Raw genomic sequence first — 15,942 nt, forward strand, 5'->3', positions numbered from 1 at the left:
TAAAATGTTTGATTGCTTTGCTTTTAAAAATAGTGAGGGCGGCCTATGTGGTCGTTCTCTTTGCGATATATCACTTCCATGGGATAATCCAATGCGATATAGCATGACGTGAACTACGGCTAAGGAGATGAAACATTTGGCGAATGAAAGCATCATCATCAAAGGCGCACGCGCGCATAATCTCAAAAATATTGACGTGACGATTCCACGGGACAAGTTCGTCGTCCTGACAGGGCTTAGCGGCTCAGGTAAATCGTCACTGGCTTTCGATACGATCTATGCGGAAGGGCAACGGCGGTATGTGGAATCTTTATCTGCGTATGCCCGTCAATTCCTCGGGCAAATGGAGAAACCAGACGTTGATTCGATTGACGGTCTGTCTCCTGCCATTTCCATTGACCAAAAAACGACAAGTCGGAATCCGCGTTCTACCGTCGGAACGGTTACCGAAATCTATGACTACCTGCGGTTGTTGTTTGCCCGGGTGGGTCATCCTCATTGTCCTGAACATGGCATTGAAATCACTTCACAGACCGTTGAACAGATGGTGGACCGCATTTTGCAGTATCCTGAAAAGACAAGACTGCAGATTCTGGCTCCATTGGTATCCGGCCGCAAAGGTGAGCATAAAACACTGTTCACGGATATAGCCAAGCAGGGCTTTGTACGGGTACGTGTGAATGGAGAACTACGTGAATTGTCTGAGAAGATTGAGCTGGAAAAGAATAAGAAGCACTCGATTGAAGTGGTCGTAGACCGCATCGTAGTCAAGGAAGATGTGCGTGCGCGTCTATCCGACTCTATTGAGACGGCACTAAATCTTTCAGGTGGGCAGTTGCTTGTAGACATTATGGGGCAAGAGGAGTTGCGGTTCAGCTCCAACTTTGCATGCCCTATTTGTGGATTCAGCATAGATGAACTGTCTCCAAGAATGTTTTCCTTTAATAGTCCGTTCGGCGCTTGTCCGGATTGTGATGGGTTAGGAGTTAAAATGGTGGTTGACCCTGATTTGCTCATTCCCGATCCTGAAAAAAGTGTCGAGGATGGGGCTTTTCAGGCTTGGAGTGGTGGAACTTCCACTTATTATCCTCAATTTTTACAGTCAGTATGCGAGCACTACGGTATTCCACAGGACATTCCTGTTAGTCAATTGACGACAGAACAAATGAACCTCATTTTACATGGAACGGGTGAGCAGAAGATCCGTTTCCGCTATGAGAATGATTTTGGTCAACGTAAGGAAGCCTATGTGACCTTTGAGGGGATTATCCCCAATCTGGAGCGTCGTTATCGTGATACGGCTTCTGAGGGTATACGTGAATTTATTGAAGGCTTTATGAGTGCAAAGCCATGTAACACTTGTAAGGGACACCGACTGAAAAAAGAAAGCCTGTCGGTAACCATTCAAGAGCGTAATATAGCTTTTGTGACAGCTTTGTCTATCGGTGAAGCCTCAAACTTTTTCCATACACTGGAGCTGAGTGAGAAGGAGAAGTCGATTGCCAATCTCATTTTAAAAGAAATTAACAGCCGCCTGGGATTCCTCGTTAACGTTGGTCTGGAATACCTGACTTTAAGCCGTGCGGCAGGCACGTTGTCAGGCGGTGAGGCACAGCGTATCCGACTGGCGACACAGATCGGGTCCAGTCTGATGGGTGTGCTTTATATTTTGGACGAGCCTAGTATAGGATTGCATCAGCGAGATAATGACCGTCTGATTAGTGCTTTGGAGCATATGCGTAATCTTGGCAATACGTTGATTGTGGTGGAGCATGACGAAGATACGATGATGGCGGCGGACTATATCATTGATATCGGGCCAGGAGCTGGAATCCATGGTGGGATGATCATGTCGCAGGGGACTCCGCAGGAAGTCATGGAAGACCCGAATTCCTTAACCGGGCAGTATTTGAGCGGACGCAAGTTCATTCCGGTCAATACCGAGCGGCGCAAGCCTGCTGATAAATGGCTGGAGATTCGCGGAGCCAAGGAGAACAATCTCAAAAATGTGAATGTCAAAATTCCATTGGGTGTTTTCTCAGCTGTTACTGGTGTATCTGGTTCTGGAAAATCGACGCTGGTCAATGAAATTTTGTACAAAACGTTGGCGCGTGATCTGAACCGTGCGAGAGTACGTCCAGGGCAGCATAAAGAAATTCGCGGACTAGAACATATCGAAAAGGTTGTTGAGATCGATCAATCGCCAATTGGTCGTACACCGCGTTCCAATCCTGCAACGTATACTGGTGTATTTGATGATATCCGTGACTTATTCTCGCAGACGAACGAGGCCAAAGTACGAGGCTACAAGAAAGGCCGCTTTAGCTTTAACGTTAAGGGAGGTCGTTGTGAAGCTTGTAGAGGCGATGGCATCATCAAGATTGAGATGCATTTTCTGCCGGATGTGTATGTTCCATGCGAAGTGTGTAAAGGCAAGCGTTATAACCGGGAGACCCTAGAGGTTAAATACAAAGGGAAAAGTATTGCCGATGTGCTGGAGATGACGGTAGAGGATGCAACGGAGTTTTTTGTAAATATTCCGAAGATTCATCGCAAGATCCAGACACTGATGGATGTAGGTTTGGGTTATATCAAGCTGGGTCAGCCTGCGACTACCTTGTCTGGCGGTGAAGCACAGCGTGTGAAGCTAGCCTCCGAATTGTATCGTCGCAGTACGGGCAAAACCATTTATATTTTGGACGAGCCGACAACCGGCCTGCATGTTCACGATATTGACCGATTATTGACGGTGCTGCATCGTTTGGTTGATTCAGGAGAGACGGTGCTGGTCATTGAGCATAATCTGGATGTGATTAAAACAGCCGATTATCTAATTGATTTGGGACCGGAAGGCGGAAGTGGCGGTGGAACGATCTTGGCTACCGGGACACCGGAGCAGCTCGTGAAAGTCGAAGAATCCTATACAGGTCGATACTTAAAGCCGATCCTTGAACGGGATACAGAGCGTAGTCAAGCGCTTCAGACAGTCGATCTATAGATACCGTTTAGCATAGTTTTAAAAGCCCTGCACAGGCAGGAAGGCAGAATACGAACTAGTGTATTGATGCCTTCGTCTTGGCAGGGTTTTATTTTTTTTGTAAAAAAAGAAAACTTTTATCAAATTCCTGCGTTAAAGCATGTGACACATAGTTTACCAAGCGCTGGAATAATAAGTATATACGTATATTCATCGACAGAAAGTCTCTGAGTGGTCTCTAAATTTTGGAGTTTTGGATGTTTAGGCTCGGGCTTGAAGAGGTAAATATATAACTCATGATTATATAGCATCATACGAAGTTCCGTGCCCGCGTGACAACCATTACAAGTTGAAGCGAAACCGTCTGTAGTTTTATCACATCTAAGAGGTTCATACAACATCTCTGAGGAAGTCATGAAGGGAGCTGGAACGCTTGAAGGTTAAGCAAAGTAGAGTTTTACGTACACGTGTGTATACATGGGCAGCAGGAGCTGCTTTGGCGGCATGTTTGATGGGATATAGTGCTGCACCGTCCTATGCCTCCGAGGTGTCCGAGGCGTTTGCGCCCAAACAAGCCGAAATCGAAACAAGTGCGGCAATTGGTAGTATTAAGGATTTAGGAAACGCTCACAATTACATTCAACCCGCAGCGAATGGTGGGTTCTTTATGCTGAACGTCGAGGACGATACAGAAGCAAGTGTAGTACACGTCACATATGGCAAGCTGGACAGTTCTGTGGAGGCTGTATGGAAACATCAACAGGATCTGAACGTACAACCCGGAACAAGCAGCAGTGGAGTCCAGCGGGAGACGCCGGATGGGGGATTGCTGTTTCTGATTGATTATACAAAACCGAACGGAATACGAGATGTGCAGGCTTCACGATTGGACGAGGATGGAAACACCTTGTGGTCCAAAACATTACCCACAGATGGCTTGATATCTCATGGACAGGATTCTCAGGTTGGTTTGGAGCCACTGGAGGATGGCAGTTTCCTGGTCTCCTATCTAAACCTTGCGGAGCAGTCCTTCACTGTACTCAAATACACTGAAACTGGCGATATACAATGGAATCGAACGACGGCCGGAGTGACCTCGGGTTGGCTCGTCGGCAGTCACAATGGATATTATGCGCTTTTGAACAGCTCAGATGGTCCCGTTGGGGTACAAGCAGATGTATATGGTCGCGATATCCGTGACATCCATCTGGACTTAGGATCAGGTAAAGAAATTGCCGCAGTACGTGAGTTGCCGAGTGGTCATATTGCTGTAACAGGGCTTAAAGGAAACAGCAAGCGTACACAGGTGCTAAGTAATGGTCTGCAATTATTTAGTAATACAGAGGACTATGCGGCTGATCGGGTGTATCTGCCTGAGGAGCAGTTGTATGTCCAGTTCAGTGATCAATATGATCCACTGGGTAAAACCACGAAGATGCATGGCATCACCATTACAGGCTTGAAAGGAAACGGTACGAAGGTGTGGGAAACGAGGACTCATTATAAGGAGGATAATTCCTTCGGCATCCGGTATGATACGGGATTGATATATAAGATACCTTCAGGCTACGCGGTGGTGACATCTACAACAGGCGCTCATAAGCCAACAGTACTCGATTTTGCGAAAATATTGATACCGGAGTAATCCGGTGTCTTTTTTTATGAAAGTGAGGGAAACAATATTGCGGGGCTCCATGAGGATAAGAAACAGCCTGCTTGTATATGTCATACAAGCAGGCTGTTAATAGACTCTATATTTAGGATGCAACGTGGCTGGACTGTAAAATAGCAGACAGCTTTTCCTGAAAAGTCGGAATCCCTACACGCTGTACATATGCGTAAAAGCTTTCGCCAGCGCTCCTGTTTTCTTTGTAGAACAGAATGAGCTCTGCCAGTACAGGTCCAACCTGATCCCCGCGTACGCGACCTTTGAGCGCTTTGTTAAACTGGGCGCCTGCTCCAAGCGCTCCGCCGACAGCGATGTCGAACGCGTCGACCAAGCCTTCCGGTGTCTTTATGAGCGAGCCTTGCAGACCAATGTCCGCAATATGCTTTTGACCGCAGGAATTCGGGCAACCGATAAAATGAATGCGCACCTTTTCATCCAATTGCACGTGCTGATCCAAATACTCGGCGACGTCAACCGCCCGTTTTTTGGTTTCCACAATCGCCAGATTGCAAAACTCATTTCCTGTGCACGATACCGTACGGCTCATAAAATGCTTGGGCTGTGGTGTCAGGCGTTGCAGCACGGGGGCTTCCAGTAGTTCATCCACTTGCTCATTCGGCACGCCGCTCAGCAAAATATTTTGCGACATCGTGGTACGAATCTGCCCATCGCCATAGCGGTCAGCCAGTTCGGCCAGTTCATGCAACTCGTCAGCACTAAGGCGACCGACAGGCACGTTCAGACCGACATAGTTCAGACCTTTTTGAGCTTGAGGATGCACACCGTCAAAATAGGCGGCTTGCCAGCCAATCGTTTTGTCCTCGCCTCGTCCGGGCATTTCACCGATGTGCTCGGTGAGCTTAGCCAGAAATTTGTCCGGGCCCCAATCGGCAACCAGGAACTTCAAGCGGGCATGATGCCGTTTTTCCCGATAGCCGTAATCACGGAAAATGGTGGTGACAGCAATAGCAACCTTTAGAACTTCCTCAGGACGAACAAACAAATCCAGAGACTGTGCCATATGCGGCTTGGCGGACAAACCTCCACCAACCATCACATGGAAGCCGACCACTTCTTTTCCATCGAGGATCTTGGTGGCCGGAGTGAAGGACAGGTCGTTAATTTCAGCCTGTGCATTGTTGTACGTATTACCGGAGATAGACATTTTGTACTTACGCGGCAGATTGGAGAAGTCTCGGTTTAATAAGAAAAAACGATTTACTTCATCTACAATCTCCTGGGTATCCACCAATTCATTGGGATCGATGCCAGCCAGCGGATTACCGACAATGGTACGCGGGCAGTCTCCACAGGCTTCAAAGGAATACAAATTGACTTTTTCCAGCCTTTCGAAAATATCGGGCAAGCTTTCGACCGTCAACCAGTGAAATTGAATCGCTTGGCGAGTGGTGACATCCACAAGACCGCGTCCGTATAGCGCGGATATGTCCGCCAATGCATGTGCCTGTGCTGAAGTCATGATCCCTGTGTTGATGCGGACCCGCATCATGAAATGACCATCTTTGGGCTTTTGCTGATATACCCCAGCCCATTTGAAACGGTCCATATCGTCCGCAGAGATCGAGTCATAGCCTTCGTTGGCATAGTTTTCGATAATGGTACGGATAACGTCGAGACCGTCCTTTTCCAGTTTGACCAACTCGAATTTGTTAAGCTTATCGGGATGAGCGTTCCAGATTGGTTCGTAGGCCATTCTTTTAACCTCCTTCAAGTGTTTATTTATACTTTAGTGTTTTGGATAGAGGACTCATGATTTTATTCTTTATTTCCGACAATAAAACTAAGATATAATGTGATGGTATCATAGTTGGTTATGCTCGTAAACGAAGGAATGACCTAATTGGTATAACGATTATTTATCGTTTTTGCTTATTTTTTTGATATAAGGATTTGGAAAATTTATAATATAAATAGCATGAGAGGACAGGGATGTAGCAAACGGAGCCTTTTAGAAAAAGATAGGGCTTAAAGCGATTGTATACGTGTCCCCTCTATGGTAGATTTGGACTAACTGATAGAACAGGGTCATGTAAGAGAGGAAATGGTGAGTATATGCGTAAGATGGGGAAAAGGGCAGTTGTTCTGGCTTTGGGCAGCGCTCTATGTGTTTCTGGAACGGCAGGTGCAGCTAGCAGTGGAACTGCGTTAAAGGCCAAAGTCATTAATGGTGGGGTCTATGTTAACGTAAGCGATATGAATAAAGCATTAGGAACCAGCGGCGCATATAACAGCGCAACTGGTACATATACGTTATCGGCCGATCGTGTGCCGCAGGTTGTTAAAAATGTATCTCCTTCTGTGGTCGGTATCATTGGCCGTTCAGCCACGGGAGAGACCGTAGCGGGAGGAGATCGCTACAATCTGGCTCACGGCACGGGTGTCATCATTCGTACAGATGGATGGATTGTGACGAATGCGCATGTTATCGAAGGATTAGGTGATGCCGTGGTTGTAACCTCGGACGGAAAATCTTACGGAATCACCGACAGCTACAGCGATCCGATCAGTGATTTGGCATTAGTCAAAATCAAGGCAAGCGGCCTCAAACCCGCTACCTTGGCAGCTTCAACGAACAGTCTACAGGTAGGTGAGCAGGTAGTGGCTATTGGTACGCCTATATCCTTTTCACTTCGCAATTCGGCAACCTCGGGTGTTGTTAGCGGGCTGAACCGCGGTGTCAATGCTGCTTATCGTTTGATCCAAAGCGATACCGCGATCAATCCTGGTAACAGCGGCGGTCCACTGGTCAATCTCAAGGGTGAGGTTATCGGGATCAATACGATGAAATTCTCGGCGGTCGGTATTGAAAATATGGGCTTTTCGATTCCGTCGGATACAGTGAAATATGTCATCGGCCAATTTTTCAAATACGGAGAGGTTCGGCGCGCCAGTCTTGGTCTAGGGCTGGAAGAGAGCTGGTCAGCTATCGTCGGATTACCTACCGAGGATCCTTTGAAAGTTACGAAAATTACTTCAGCCAATGCCGTTCAGGCCAAAATCAAGGAAGGCGATGAGCTGTATAGTATTAACGGTAAGCGTGTAGCTTCGGCCATTGACGTCAATGAGCTACTTAAAAACTATCAACCGGGTCAAACGGTGAATGTGCTTATGCAGTCGGACGGTGATATTGTGAAGCGCAAGCTGGTACTGACACAGGATAATGGTGAAATCTATGAGTCCATTCAGTCTGGAGAAGATGGTGAAGATTCGAACGGTTCGGAAGCCGCTGAAGATGGTGGTGTAGCGCCTTCTAAGGAAGCATCGGAGCCAGCTCAAGGGGCAACTACTGGAAAGTGACAATAACGGCTCTTGAATCTATAAAATAAAGCTAAAGGGAGATTTACTGTGAAGCATATTCAAAGAAAAATGATGCGTAAGCTGGGGGTCGGCGCTGTCGCATTGTCCCTTCTGCTTTCTGCTTTGCCAGCAGTTGCAGCAGATCAAGATAAAAACATGCTGGAATTGCGTCTGCAAAGCGGCAGCAATACAGCCGTCGTAAACGGCCAAAATGCAAATATCACGAAGCCCTATTCCAAAAGTGGTGCACTGATGGTTCCGGCTGGTGTGTTTAAAAAGGCATTTAACAGCAAAATCCGATTGGCTGAAGATAATGTGGTTAAAATCACCAGCGGAACTCATGTTGTTTCGCTAACCATTGGTAGCCGTACAGCATGGGTGAGAGGTCACAAGGTAACACTTCCAGCTCCACCGGAAATGTCATCAGGTATCCTCATGGTGCCTCTGCGTCAAGTAGCAGAAGGGCTTGGCGGTAAGTTGGAGAAGAATGGTGCCGGAATCATTATTCGGATGGAAGCACAAGAAGAGGCGGGCACGGTAGCTGAAGAGACACCGAACATTGATAATGATGAGGGCAAGACGCAGATCGGGAACAGTTACTATGACTGGTCTATGAACTATCCAACAGGGCTCGTCATCGGTCAGGGAGGTGGAGATGAGAGTATCTCCACTTTTATGGATGAGAACAGTGCCTACTATATGGAGGTGCACACAGCGTCACAGCCGGTTCCACTGAATGCGGACGATCTGTTGCAACAATTAGTGCAGGCAGCCAAGGAAACGGGAGAAACTGTGATCGATCGAAAATCCTTCCCGAAAGCGAAGGTACCTTATGCTCGTGTCATTACGAAGGATGGGGACGGCGTATTGTGGGAAAATCGTCAGTACTATGACAACGGACGATTGTATGTAGTTTATTTTTCCGATGCTAAAGCAACGAATTATAAAGATCTGGCCCAGTATGCAGGACTTTTAAATTCCTTCAAGACCTCTTTTAATGCGCAGGATAAAAGTATTAAAGACTTGTCCACTGTCGTAGGAGGCACACGCGAGGCCGGAAATCCAGACTACGGTGTGTCACTCAGCATACCCGCAGGCTGGAAAATGGACGATCAACGGATGCAATATGAAAGTAATGATGGATCGAGCTTCCGCGTGAAAATAACCTCAGCTCCAGCGGATGGAAAGTTGGAGAACTGGGGCCAGCAGCTGCAAAAATGGCTGAGCGATTCCTTTGTGTCCACGGCTTATGAGGCACAGAAGACGTATCCGCTGGAGGTTGCAGGCGTTCAAGGGTTAGTACAGGAGTACCGTTATAATTTTGGCGATGGATGGGTCAAGGAGTACAACGTGCTGATTCAGCAAAATGGATACCGCTATTTGGCTGAATACGCAGTGCCTGAAAAAGTAAGCAAAGGAAATGATCAGTTCAACGCGCTCATTTCCTCGCTTCAAATCGATTTTCAAACCGTAGCGAGTAACTTTGGACAGTTGGAAGAAGACGACTATTTGACGGATAAAACGAAAACGGTCAAAAAGACGTCAAAAGCCTATGAATATACGGTGAATATCCCACGATATTGGACCGCGATTAGCGATCAATTTGAATTGGGCGATGTAGAGTACCAGTTTACTGGAGGACGTTTTTCCGTCAAAATCGACAACGACCAATCATTTGAACTAACGGTATCCCAGCTCAAGGACTTCTACGATAAGCAAGCAAAGAACTACAAAAACCTCAAAGTCGAGGAGGTTAAGGACGTAACGTTTGCTGGTGTTCCGGCAGTTTCCTTTACATTCCATCGTATAGAGGAAGGCATTGGCTACACAGGCCACCAATTGGTTTTGGAACGTGACGGAAAAACGTATACTGTGACAACGACATTGAATGATGCGAACAACACGGCTGTACAGTCTAATGCACTGGATTCGACGTTAAATTCGTTTAATTTTGTGAAGTAGAAGGTGTAAGTAAAAGATTGGCGAGGTATGGTGGGAAGAGGCTACGCGTGCCATTTGATCCTACGATCGCTGTTGACCCGGGATTCTTGGATTGTATAAGTGATTTAATATGTAAGAATCCCAGGTCAAAGGCGAACGCTGACGCTTCTTCGGATTCAAATGGCCCGCTTCGCTGGCGCCCGCCATAAGATTTCCAATCTTTTTAAAGATTGAGGTAAGCAGGGGGGAGCGAAGGCAGCTATTTACGGTACTTAGACCTGCGAACGCGAACGCCTTTTTTCGGATTCATTGTCGAGTACGCTGGTACCGCACAAGGATGCCTTTTTCTAAAAGGCTTAGGCCTACTAGCACGTCTAAGTTGCCTAGTCTTCATCTCCATTTGGCTTCCTGCTGGATAGCACTGTTTACTACGTTGTTCCTCTTGTTTTATATGATTCCTCACCTCCAAAGTACCGTTTGACGGGAATGGGGGTGTTTTTTATGTTTTAGTAAGAGATTTTTACGAGGAATCGCTTGGAAAGTGTAGAAGCTTGGGGCGCAGTCTGGTACACTAGATTAGTTACAAGATAAGAATGATTATGCCGCAAATGTTCGTGATGCGGATTTTTTGAGTTGGATGCCATTTATCCCTCGAGCTAGTGGTTCAGAGTGGGGATGATCGGATAGGATGATAATTCATAGGGCTATAAAATAAGCAGCATCGCTGCTCTGGAAAATAACGTTTAGCTCAAGGTTAATCAGTTATTTCTCCATATAGGGAGGACAAAGATGAAATCAGTAGTACGAAGAGAAGATGTTGAGCTTCTGGCACCAGCCGGTGACTGGGATTGTATGCGTGCGGCGGTGGCAAACGGGGCTGATGCGATCTTTTTCGGGGTGGAAAAGTTCAACGCACGGGCACGGGCAAATAATTTCCGCATGGAGGAACTGCCTGAAATTATGGCGTTTTTGCATAGCTATGGGGTTAAAGGTTTTTTAACATTCAATATATTGGTATTTGAAAACGAGTTGGAGGACGCTAAGGAGCTGGTCGATGCCTGTATTGATGCTGGAGTCGATGCCTTAATTGTCCAGGATATGGGCTTGGTGAAAATGATCCGCGACATTTCACCGGATTTTCCGATCCATGGTTCTACCCAAATGACGATTACCTCGCCGGAAGCGGTAGAGTTTACAAAGCCGTACAATATGGAACGGGTCGTGCTTGGACGCGAAAACAACCTGAAACAGATCCAAAAAATAGGCGATCAGGCGAGACTTCCAATGGAGGTATTCGTACATGGAGCGTTATGCGTATCTTATTCTGGCCAATGCCTGACTTCAGAAATGTGGGGCGGCCGCTCTGCTAACCGCGGTGAATGTGCACAGGCATGTCGTTTGCCTTACGATCTGATGGTGGATGGAGAGCAGAAACCAATGGCAGATGTGACGTATCTGCTTTCACCTAAGGATCTAGCAGCGATCGATTTGATGCCTGAACTGATCGACGCGGGTGTTGTTTCTTTTAAAATTGAAGGGCGACTGAAAACACCTGAATATGTGGCGAATGTGGTCAGCAAGTACCGCAAGGCCATTGATAAGTATTTTGATGGCGATACGTCCAAGACCAGCAAAGAAGATATCCGCGAGCTGCAGCAGAGCTTTTCACGCGGCTTTACGCACGGTTTTCTCGAAGGAACCAATAACAAGAAGCTGGTTGACGGTACGTTCCCGAAAAGCCGGGGTGTGTATCTTGGGCGAGTGGAACAAATCCTTCGTGATGGCGTAGTTTGCCGTATTGATGCACCGCTCAAGCGTGGCGATGGTATTGTATTCGATGCGGGAGATCCCACGCAAAAAGAAGAAGGCGGACGCGTATACGATATCCGTCGCAAGGGCGTGAAGATTGAAGGCGAAGCCGGAGAAGGCTGGATCATTGACATCGTAGCGGGACGCAACGATGTGGATCTGCGCCGTGTACACGTGGGCGACCGCATTTGGAAGACCAACGACCCGGCGCTGGACAAGCGTCTGCGCCAGTCATATGACACGGACAAGCCGTACCGTGTCTTCCCGGTACATGTGCGGGTCAGCGGCTCCCCGGGGCAACCGCTGTCGACGTGGTGGACCGACGTGCAGAAGGGCACAACGGTCCGCGTGGACTCTGAGCTGGAACTCGAAATTGCCCAGAAGCGTCCGATGACGCACGAACTGCTCGAAGAGCAGTTCGGCCGACTGGGCGGAACGGTGTTCCAGCTGGAAGAGCTGGACGTCCATCTGCATGGGGACGTCATCGTGCCGATGCGCGAGCTGAACGGTATCCGCCGTCAGGCAGTGGAACTGCTCGCGGGCGAGCGCCCCAAACCGCCCGTGTACACGAAGCGGACGGTCGAGGTGTATGACGATGCATCGACTCCGGCATCGTCTGTGGCACGCGGTCAGGCAGAGCTGACCGCGTTGTGCCGCAGCCTCCCTCAGGTGGAGGCTGCGCTTGAGGCCGGCGTGGAATTCATTTACGCCGATTTCGAGTTCATCAAGCAATTCCCGGCAGCCGTAGAGGCTGTGCATGCTGCAGGCCGCCGAATTGCGCTGGCGACCCCGCGTATTCACATGCCGGGTGAAAATGGCTACCACAACAACATCCTACGCCTGAAGCCGGATGCTGTGTTGGTACGCAATCCAGGGGCACTGTATTTCTACTTGCGACACCGGTTGGAGAACCCGGACGCACATCACCCGCAATTGATTGGTGACTTCTCGCTGAATATAGCCAATCATAAAGCGGCTGATCTGTTCCTGGATTCCGGCTGCGACTTGGTTACGCCTTCGTACGATCTGAACATTCAGCAAATGGTTGATATGCTCAGACGTACGCGTACCGATAAGCTGGAGATCGTGATCCAGCAGCATATGCCAATGTTCCATACTGAACATTGCGTATACTGTACCTTTATGAGTGAAGGCACCGACTACACTAACTGTGGACGTCCGTGTGAGGACCATCGCGCATCCCTGCGTGATCGTATTGGTATGTCACATCCGGTCCGTGTGGACGAAGGCTGCCGCAACACGGTATACAACGCGATTGAGCAATCCGGCGCGGAATACCTGTCCAACTTCCTGGAGCTGGGCGTGTCCCGTTACCGCGTGGAATTTTTGGAGGAGACACCGGAGCAAGTGCATGAGGTTATTGATCTCTATAACCGTGCCCTGCGCGGAGAAATCAGCGGAACACAAGTATGGAAGACGCTTAAAGCAACGAATCAGTTGGGTGTTACACGTGGGCAGCTGGTGAAGTAAAAGGATGCTATAGGTTATCACAGTTATTTATTTTGATATTTGAACGTAGAAAAAGAAAAAATAGGGTATGTGCGTTGAGAGCACATACCCTATTTTTATCAATAAGTTCATCTGAACTACTATGAATCTCGTATCGTTATACTTTTTGGGCTTTCGTTTTTTTGGAGAAAACAATGAACTTTTGCCCGACATAATTAATTAAAGTATAAAAGATATTCCCGATTAGGATGGACAGATTGCCTAAAATTGCATTGTTTTTAATACTCAGACTTGAGATCAGGAAGTGGCTGATTAGATAGCTGAGACAATACGATAGTAAATAGCATATCAATATGATAAAGACAAACTTCCAAATGGTCTGTCCATGGCTTGCATTGTTTTTGAAAGTAAATCTTTTGTTTAAGAAATAGCTTACAGTAGCACCTACAGAATTACCAATAAAGGTCGATAACCAGTAGTTAGTCCCTAAAGTATTAAAGAGCAAGAACATGACGGACATGCCGCATATTGTATTTAGGACACCTACGACAAGAAAACGGAAAAAGCTATTCTGAAATAAAGTCAAATTAGTCACCTGTTCGCATCTGTTTATTGGACAGCCACAGCTTCCCTTTCACTATTTTTCACTTTTTTTGTGTTTTCAGTATCTGTATCTAAGGTGCTCTGGGAATCTAATAGAGTCTCAATAATATATTTGGGTCTTTGTTTTACCTCTTTATATATTTTACCGATATATTCGCCAATGAGCCCCAGTGCTACAAGTTGTAGACCACCTATAAACCAGATGGACAACATTAAAGAAGACCAGCCCCAGACAGTGGTTCCAAGGAGCTTACTAATAATGGTATACACAGCTATTAATAAGCTTATCCCAAACATTGCAAAACCTACAGCTGAGATAAGCCGGATTGGGGTTATACTAAATGAAGTGATTCCGTCAAAAGCAAAAGCGAGCATTTTCTTTAAAGGATATTTGGATTCTCCTGCAAAGCGTTCATGTCGATCGTAATAAACTTCAGTAGACTTATAACCTATTAACGGAACTAGACCACGTAAAAAGAGATTGACCTCTTTAAAGTTGCTTAATTCCTGGAGAACTCTTTTGCTCATTAAACGGTAATCCGCATGATTGTATACAATATTGACTCCCATTTTACTCATAACACGATAAAAGCCTTGGGCTGTTGAACGCTTGAAGAATGTGTCGGTGGTTCTACTTTTTCGAACCCCATATACGATGTCATAACCTTCTTTGAATTTTATTATAAATTCTCGGATGGCATTGAGATCATCCTGCAGGTCGGCGTCAACGGATATTACACAATCAGATGTCTCTTTAGCTTCCATTAACCCAGATAATAGAGCGTTTTGATGGCCAGCATTTTTCGCCAATTTGAGACCACTGACAAAAGGATTTTTTAGATTATATGATGCTATGATGTCCCATGTTTTATCACGGCTACCATCATCAACAAACAACATTTTACTATGTTTAGAAATGAGCTGACTCTCTGCCAACTCCTCAAGAATGACCGTAAGTCTGCTTATAGTTTCAGGCAGTACTTCTTCTTCGTTATAACAGGGAATAACTAACGTTAAAACAGGGTTACTGATTATTGAATCCAAAGAACTCTCTCCTCAAATTTTGGCATATCTGGTACTCAAATTTCTATCTTTTTTAGTTTATAATATGGTTTACTTAAAGTATATAACATTGCAATGACTAAGTGCTATAATAAACTATTAGCAATTTACAAACGTTAATCGAATTATTGAATAATTTAGTGAGTTTTGTTGAAAAGGAGTTTTAACCTATGAAAATCCGTAAAGCGATTATTCCTGCTGCGGGATTAGGAACCCGGTTCCTTCCTGCTACGAAAGCGATGCCTAAAGAGATGCTTCCCATTGTAGACAAACCAACAATTCAATATATTATTGAAGAGGCTGTTGCATCTGGTATAGAGGATATCATTATCGTTACTGGTAAAGGCAAAAGGGCGATTGAGGATCATTTTGACTACTCCTTTGAGCTGGAGCATAATTTGACTGCGAAGGAAAAATGGGATCTGCTCAATGAAGTGCGTAAACCATCGGAGATGGCAGATATCCACTATATTCGTCAAAAGGAACCCAAAGGGTTGGGGCACGCTATCTGGTGTGCACGTAAGTTTATCGGTGACGAACCTTTTGCCGTCCTTTTAGGGGATGACATCGTTGAGTCTGAGAATCCGTGCCTCAAACAGATGATAGACGTGTTCGATGAGTATCAGCGTTCTGTTGTAGGTGTAAAACAAGTGGATTGGAACGAGGTACATCGTTACGGCATAGTTGAAGGTCATGCACTTACTTCCAAAATCTCTGAGGCGGAACGATTGGTAGAAAAGCCAAAGAAGGAAGAAGCAACCTCCAACTTGGCGATTATGGGACGTTATATCTTGACGCCTGATATTTTTGATATCCTGGGCCAGCAATCTGCGGGAGTAGGCGGGGAGATTCAATTGACGGACGCATTGTCCAAGCTGGGAGAAAAGAATCCGATCCTGGCCTACGAGTTTGACGGGAATCGCCATGATGTTGGCGAGAAATTGGGATTCATTGAAACTACTATTCATTATGCTCTGCAGCATAACGAAATCAAGGATGAAGTACTGGCTTATATGAGACAGGTTATTGAAAAGATTGACCAACAAAAATAGACAGCTCACCTAACCTCACCTTATCAAAATAAAAAAGAGAC

At 46.4% G+C, this 15,942-nt stretch carries 9 protein-coding genes; 6 read left to right on the top strand and 3 right to left on the bottom strand.

What is annotated here, in order from left to right; translation table 11 throughout:
• The first annotated feature begins 136 nt into the window (after window positions 1-136).
• Together uvrA and MHB54_RS16040 are read left to right on the top strand one after the other, a co-directional pair.
• Window positions 137-2,998 (top strand): excinuclease ABC subunit UvrA, encoded by a 2,862-nt coding sequence (uvrA, locus tag MHB54_RS16035; protein ID WP_023990603.1) that lies wholly within the window; start codon window positions 137-139, stop codon window positions 2,996-2,998.
• A 412-nt stretch (window positions 2,999-3,410) separates the two neighbouring features.
• Entirely contained in the window at window positions 3,411-4,622 is a 1,212-nt protein-coding gene (locus tag MHB54_RS16040) for a hypothetical protein (protein ID WP_076156374.1), read from the top strand.
• Window positions 4,623-4,734: 112 nt separating this feature from the next.
• On the opposite strand, the gene MHB54_RS16045 is transcribed toward MHB54_RS16040, so the two are convergent.
• A complete protein-coding gene (locus tag MHB54_RS16045) occupies window positions 4,735-6,360 on the bottom strand; it encodes a nitrite/sulfite reductase (protein WP_076156371.1) in 1,626 nt (541 codons plus the stop codon).
• A 359-nt stretch (window positions 6,361-6,719) separates the two neighbouring features.
• On the opposite strand from MHB54_RS16045, the gene MHB54_RS16050 reads away from it, so the two are divergent.
• From MHB54_RS16050 to MHB54_RS16060, 3 genes are all read left to right on the top strand, one after another.
• On the top strand, window positions 6,720-7,964 hold the full coding sequence (locus tag MHB54_RS16050) for a S1C family serine protease (protein WP_264454465.1): 1,245 nt from the start codon (window positions 6,720-6,722) through the stop codon (window positions 7,962-7,964).
• Between the two features lie 48 nt (window positions 7,965-8,012).
• A complete protein-coding gene (locus tag MHB54_RS16055) occupies window positions 8,013-9,926 on the top strand; it encodes a stalk domain-containing protein (protein WP_023990599.1) in 1,914 nt (637 codons plus the stop codon).
• A gap of 768 nt (window positions 9,927-10,694) precedes the next feature.
• Entirely contained in the window at window positions 10,695-13,205 is a 2,511-nt protein-coding gene (locus tag MHB54_RS16060; RefSeq protein ID WP_013312213.1) for a U32 family peptidase, read from the top strand.
• A gap of 136 nt (window positions 13,206-13,341) precedes the next feature.
• Here MHB54_RS16060 and MHB54_RS16065 read toward each other — a convergent pair whose 3' ends face one another.
• Complete coding sequence (locus MHB54_RS16065; RefSeq protein WP_223821961.1) at window positions 13,342-13,779, bottom strand: GtrA family protein; 438 nt, start codon at window positions 13,777-13,779, stop codon at window positions 13,342-13,344.
• 14 nt (window positions 13,780-13,793) lie between these two features.
• A complete protein-coding gene (locus MHB54_RS16070; RefSeq protein ID WP_264454466.1) occupies window positions 13,794-14,831 on the bottom strand; it encodes a glycosyltransferase family 2 protein in 1,038 nt (345 codons plus the stop codon).
• Window positions 14,832-15,019: 188 nt separating this feature from the next.
• Here MHB54_RS16070 and galU point away from each other — a divergent pair, with 188 nt between their 5' ends.
• Window positions 15,020-15,901, top strand: a complete 882-nt coding sequence (galU, locus tag MHB54_RS16075; protein ID WP_028542106.1) for a UTP--glucose-1-phosphate uridylyltransferase GalU — start codon at window positions 15,020-15,022, stop codon at window positions 15,899-15,901.
• The last annotated feature ends 41 nt before the right edge of the window (window positions 15,902-15,942 follow it).

This window comes from Paenibacillus sp. FSL M7-0802, assembly GCF_038004945.1.
GTDB lineage: Bacteria > Bacillota > Bacilli > Paenibacillales > Paenibacillaceae > Paenibacillus > Paenibacillus polymyxa_B.

What these genes read in the sequence shown, in the direction of transcription:
- MHB54_RS16050 (WP_264454465.1), top strand. Translation starts at nt 6,720, where the DNA reads ATGCGTAAGATGGGGAAAAGGGCAGTTGTTCTGGCTTTGGGCAGCGCT.
- galU (WP_028542106.1), top strand. Translation starts at nt 15,020, where the DNA reads ATGAAAATCCGTAAAGCGATTATTCCTGCTGCGGGATTAGGAACCCGG.
- MHB54_RS16060 (WP_013312213.1), top strand. Translation starts at nt 10,695, where the DNA reads ATGAAATCAGTAGTACGAAGAGAAGATGTTGAGCTTCTGGCACCAGCC.
- MHB54_RS16045 (WP_076156371.1), bottom strand. Translation starts at nt 6,360, where the DNA reads ATGGCCTACGAACCAATCTGGAACGCTCATCCCGATAAGCTTAACAAA.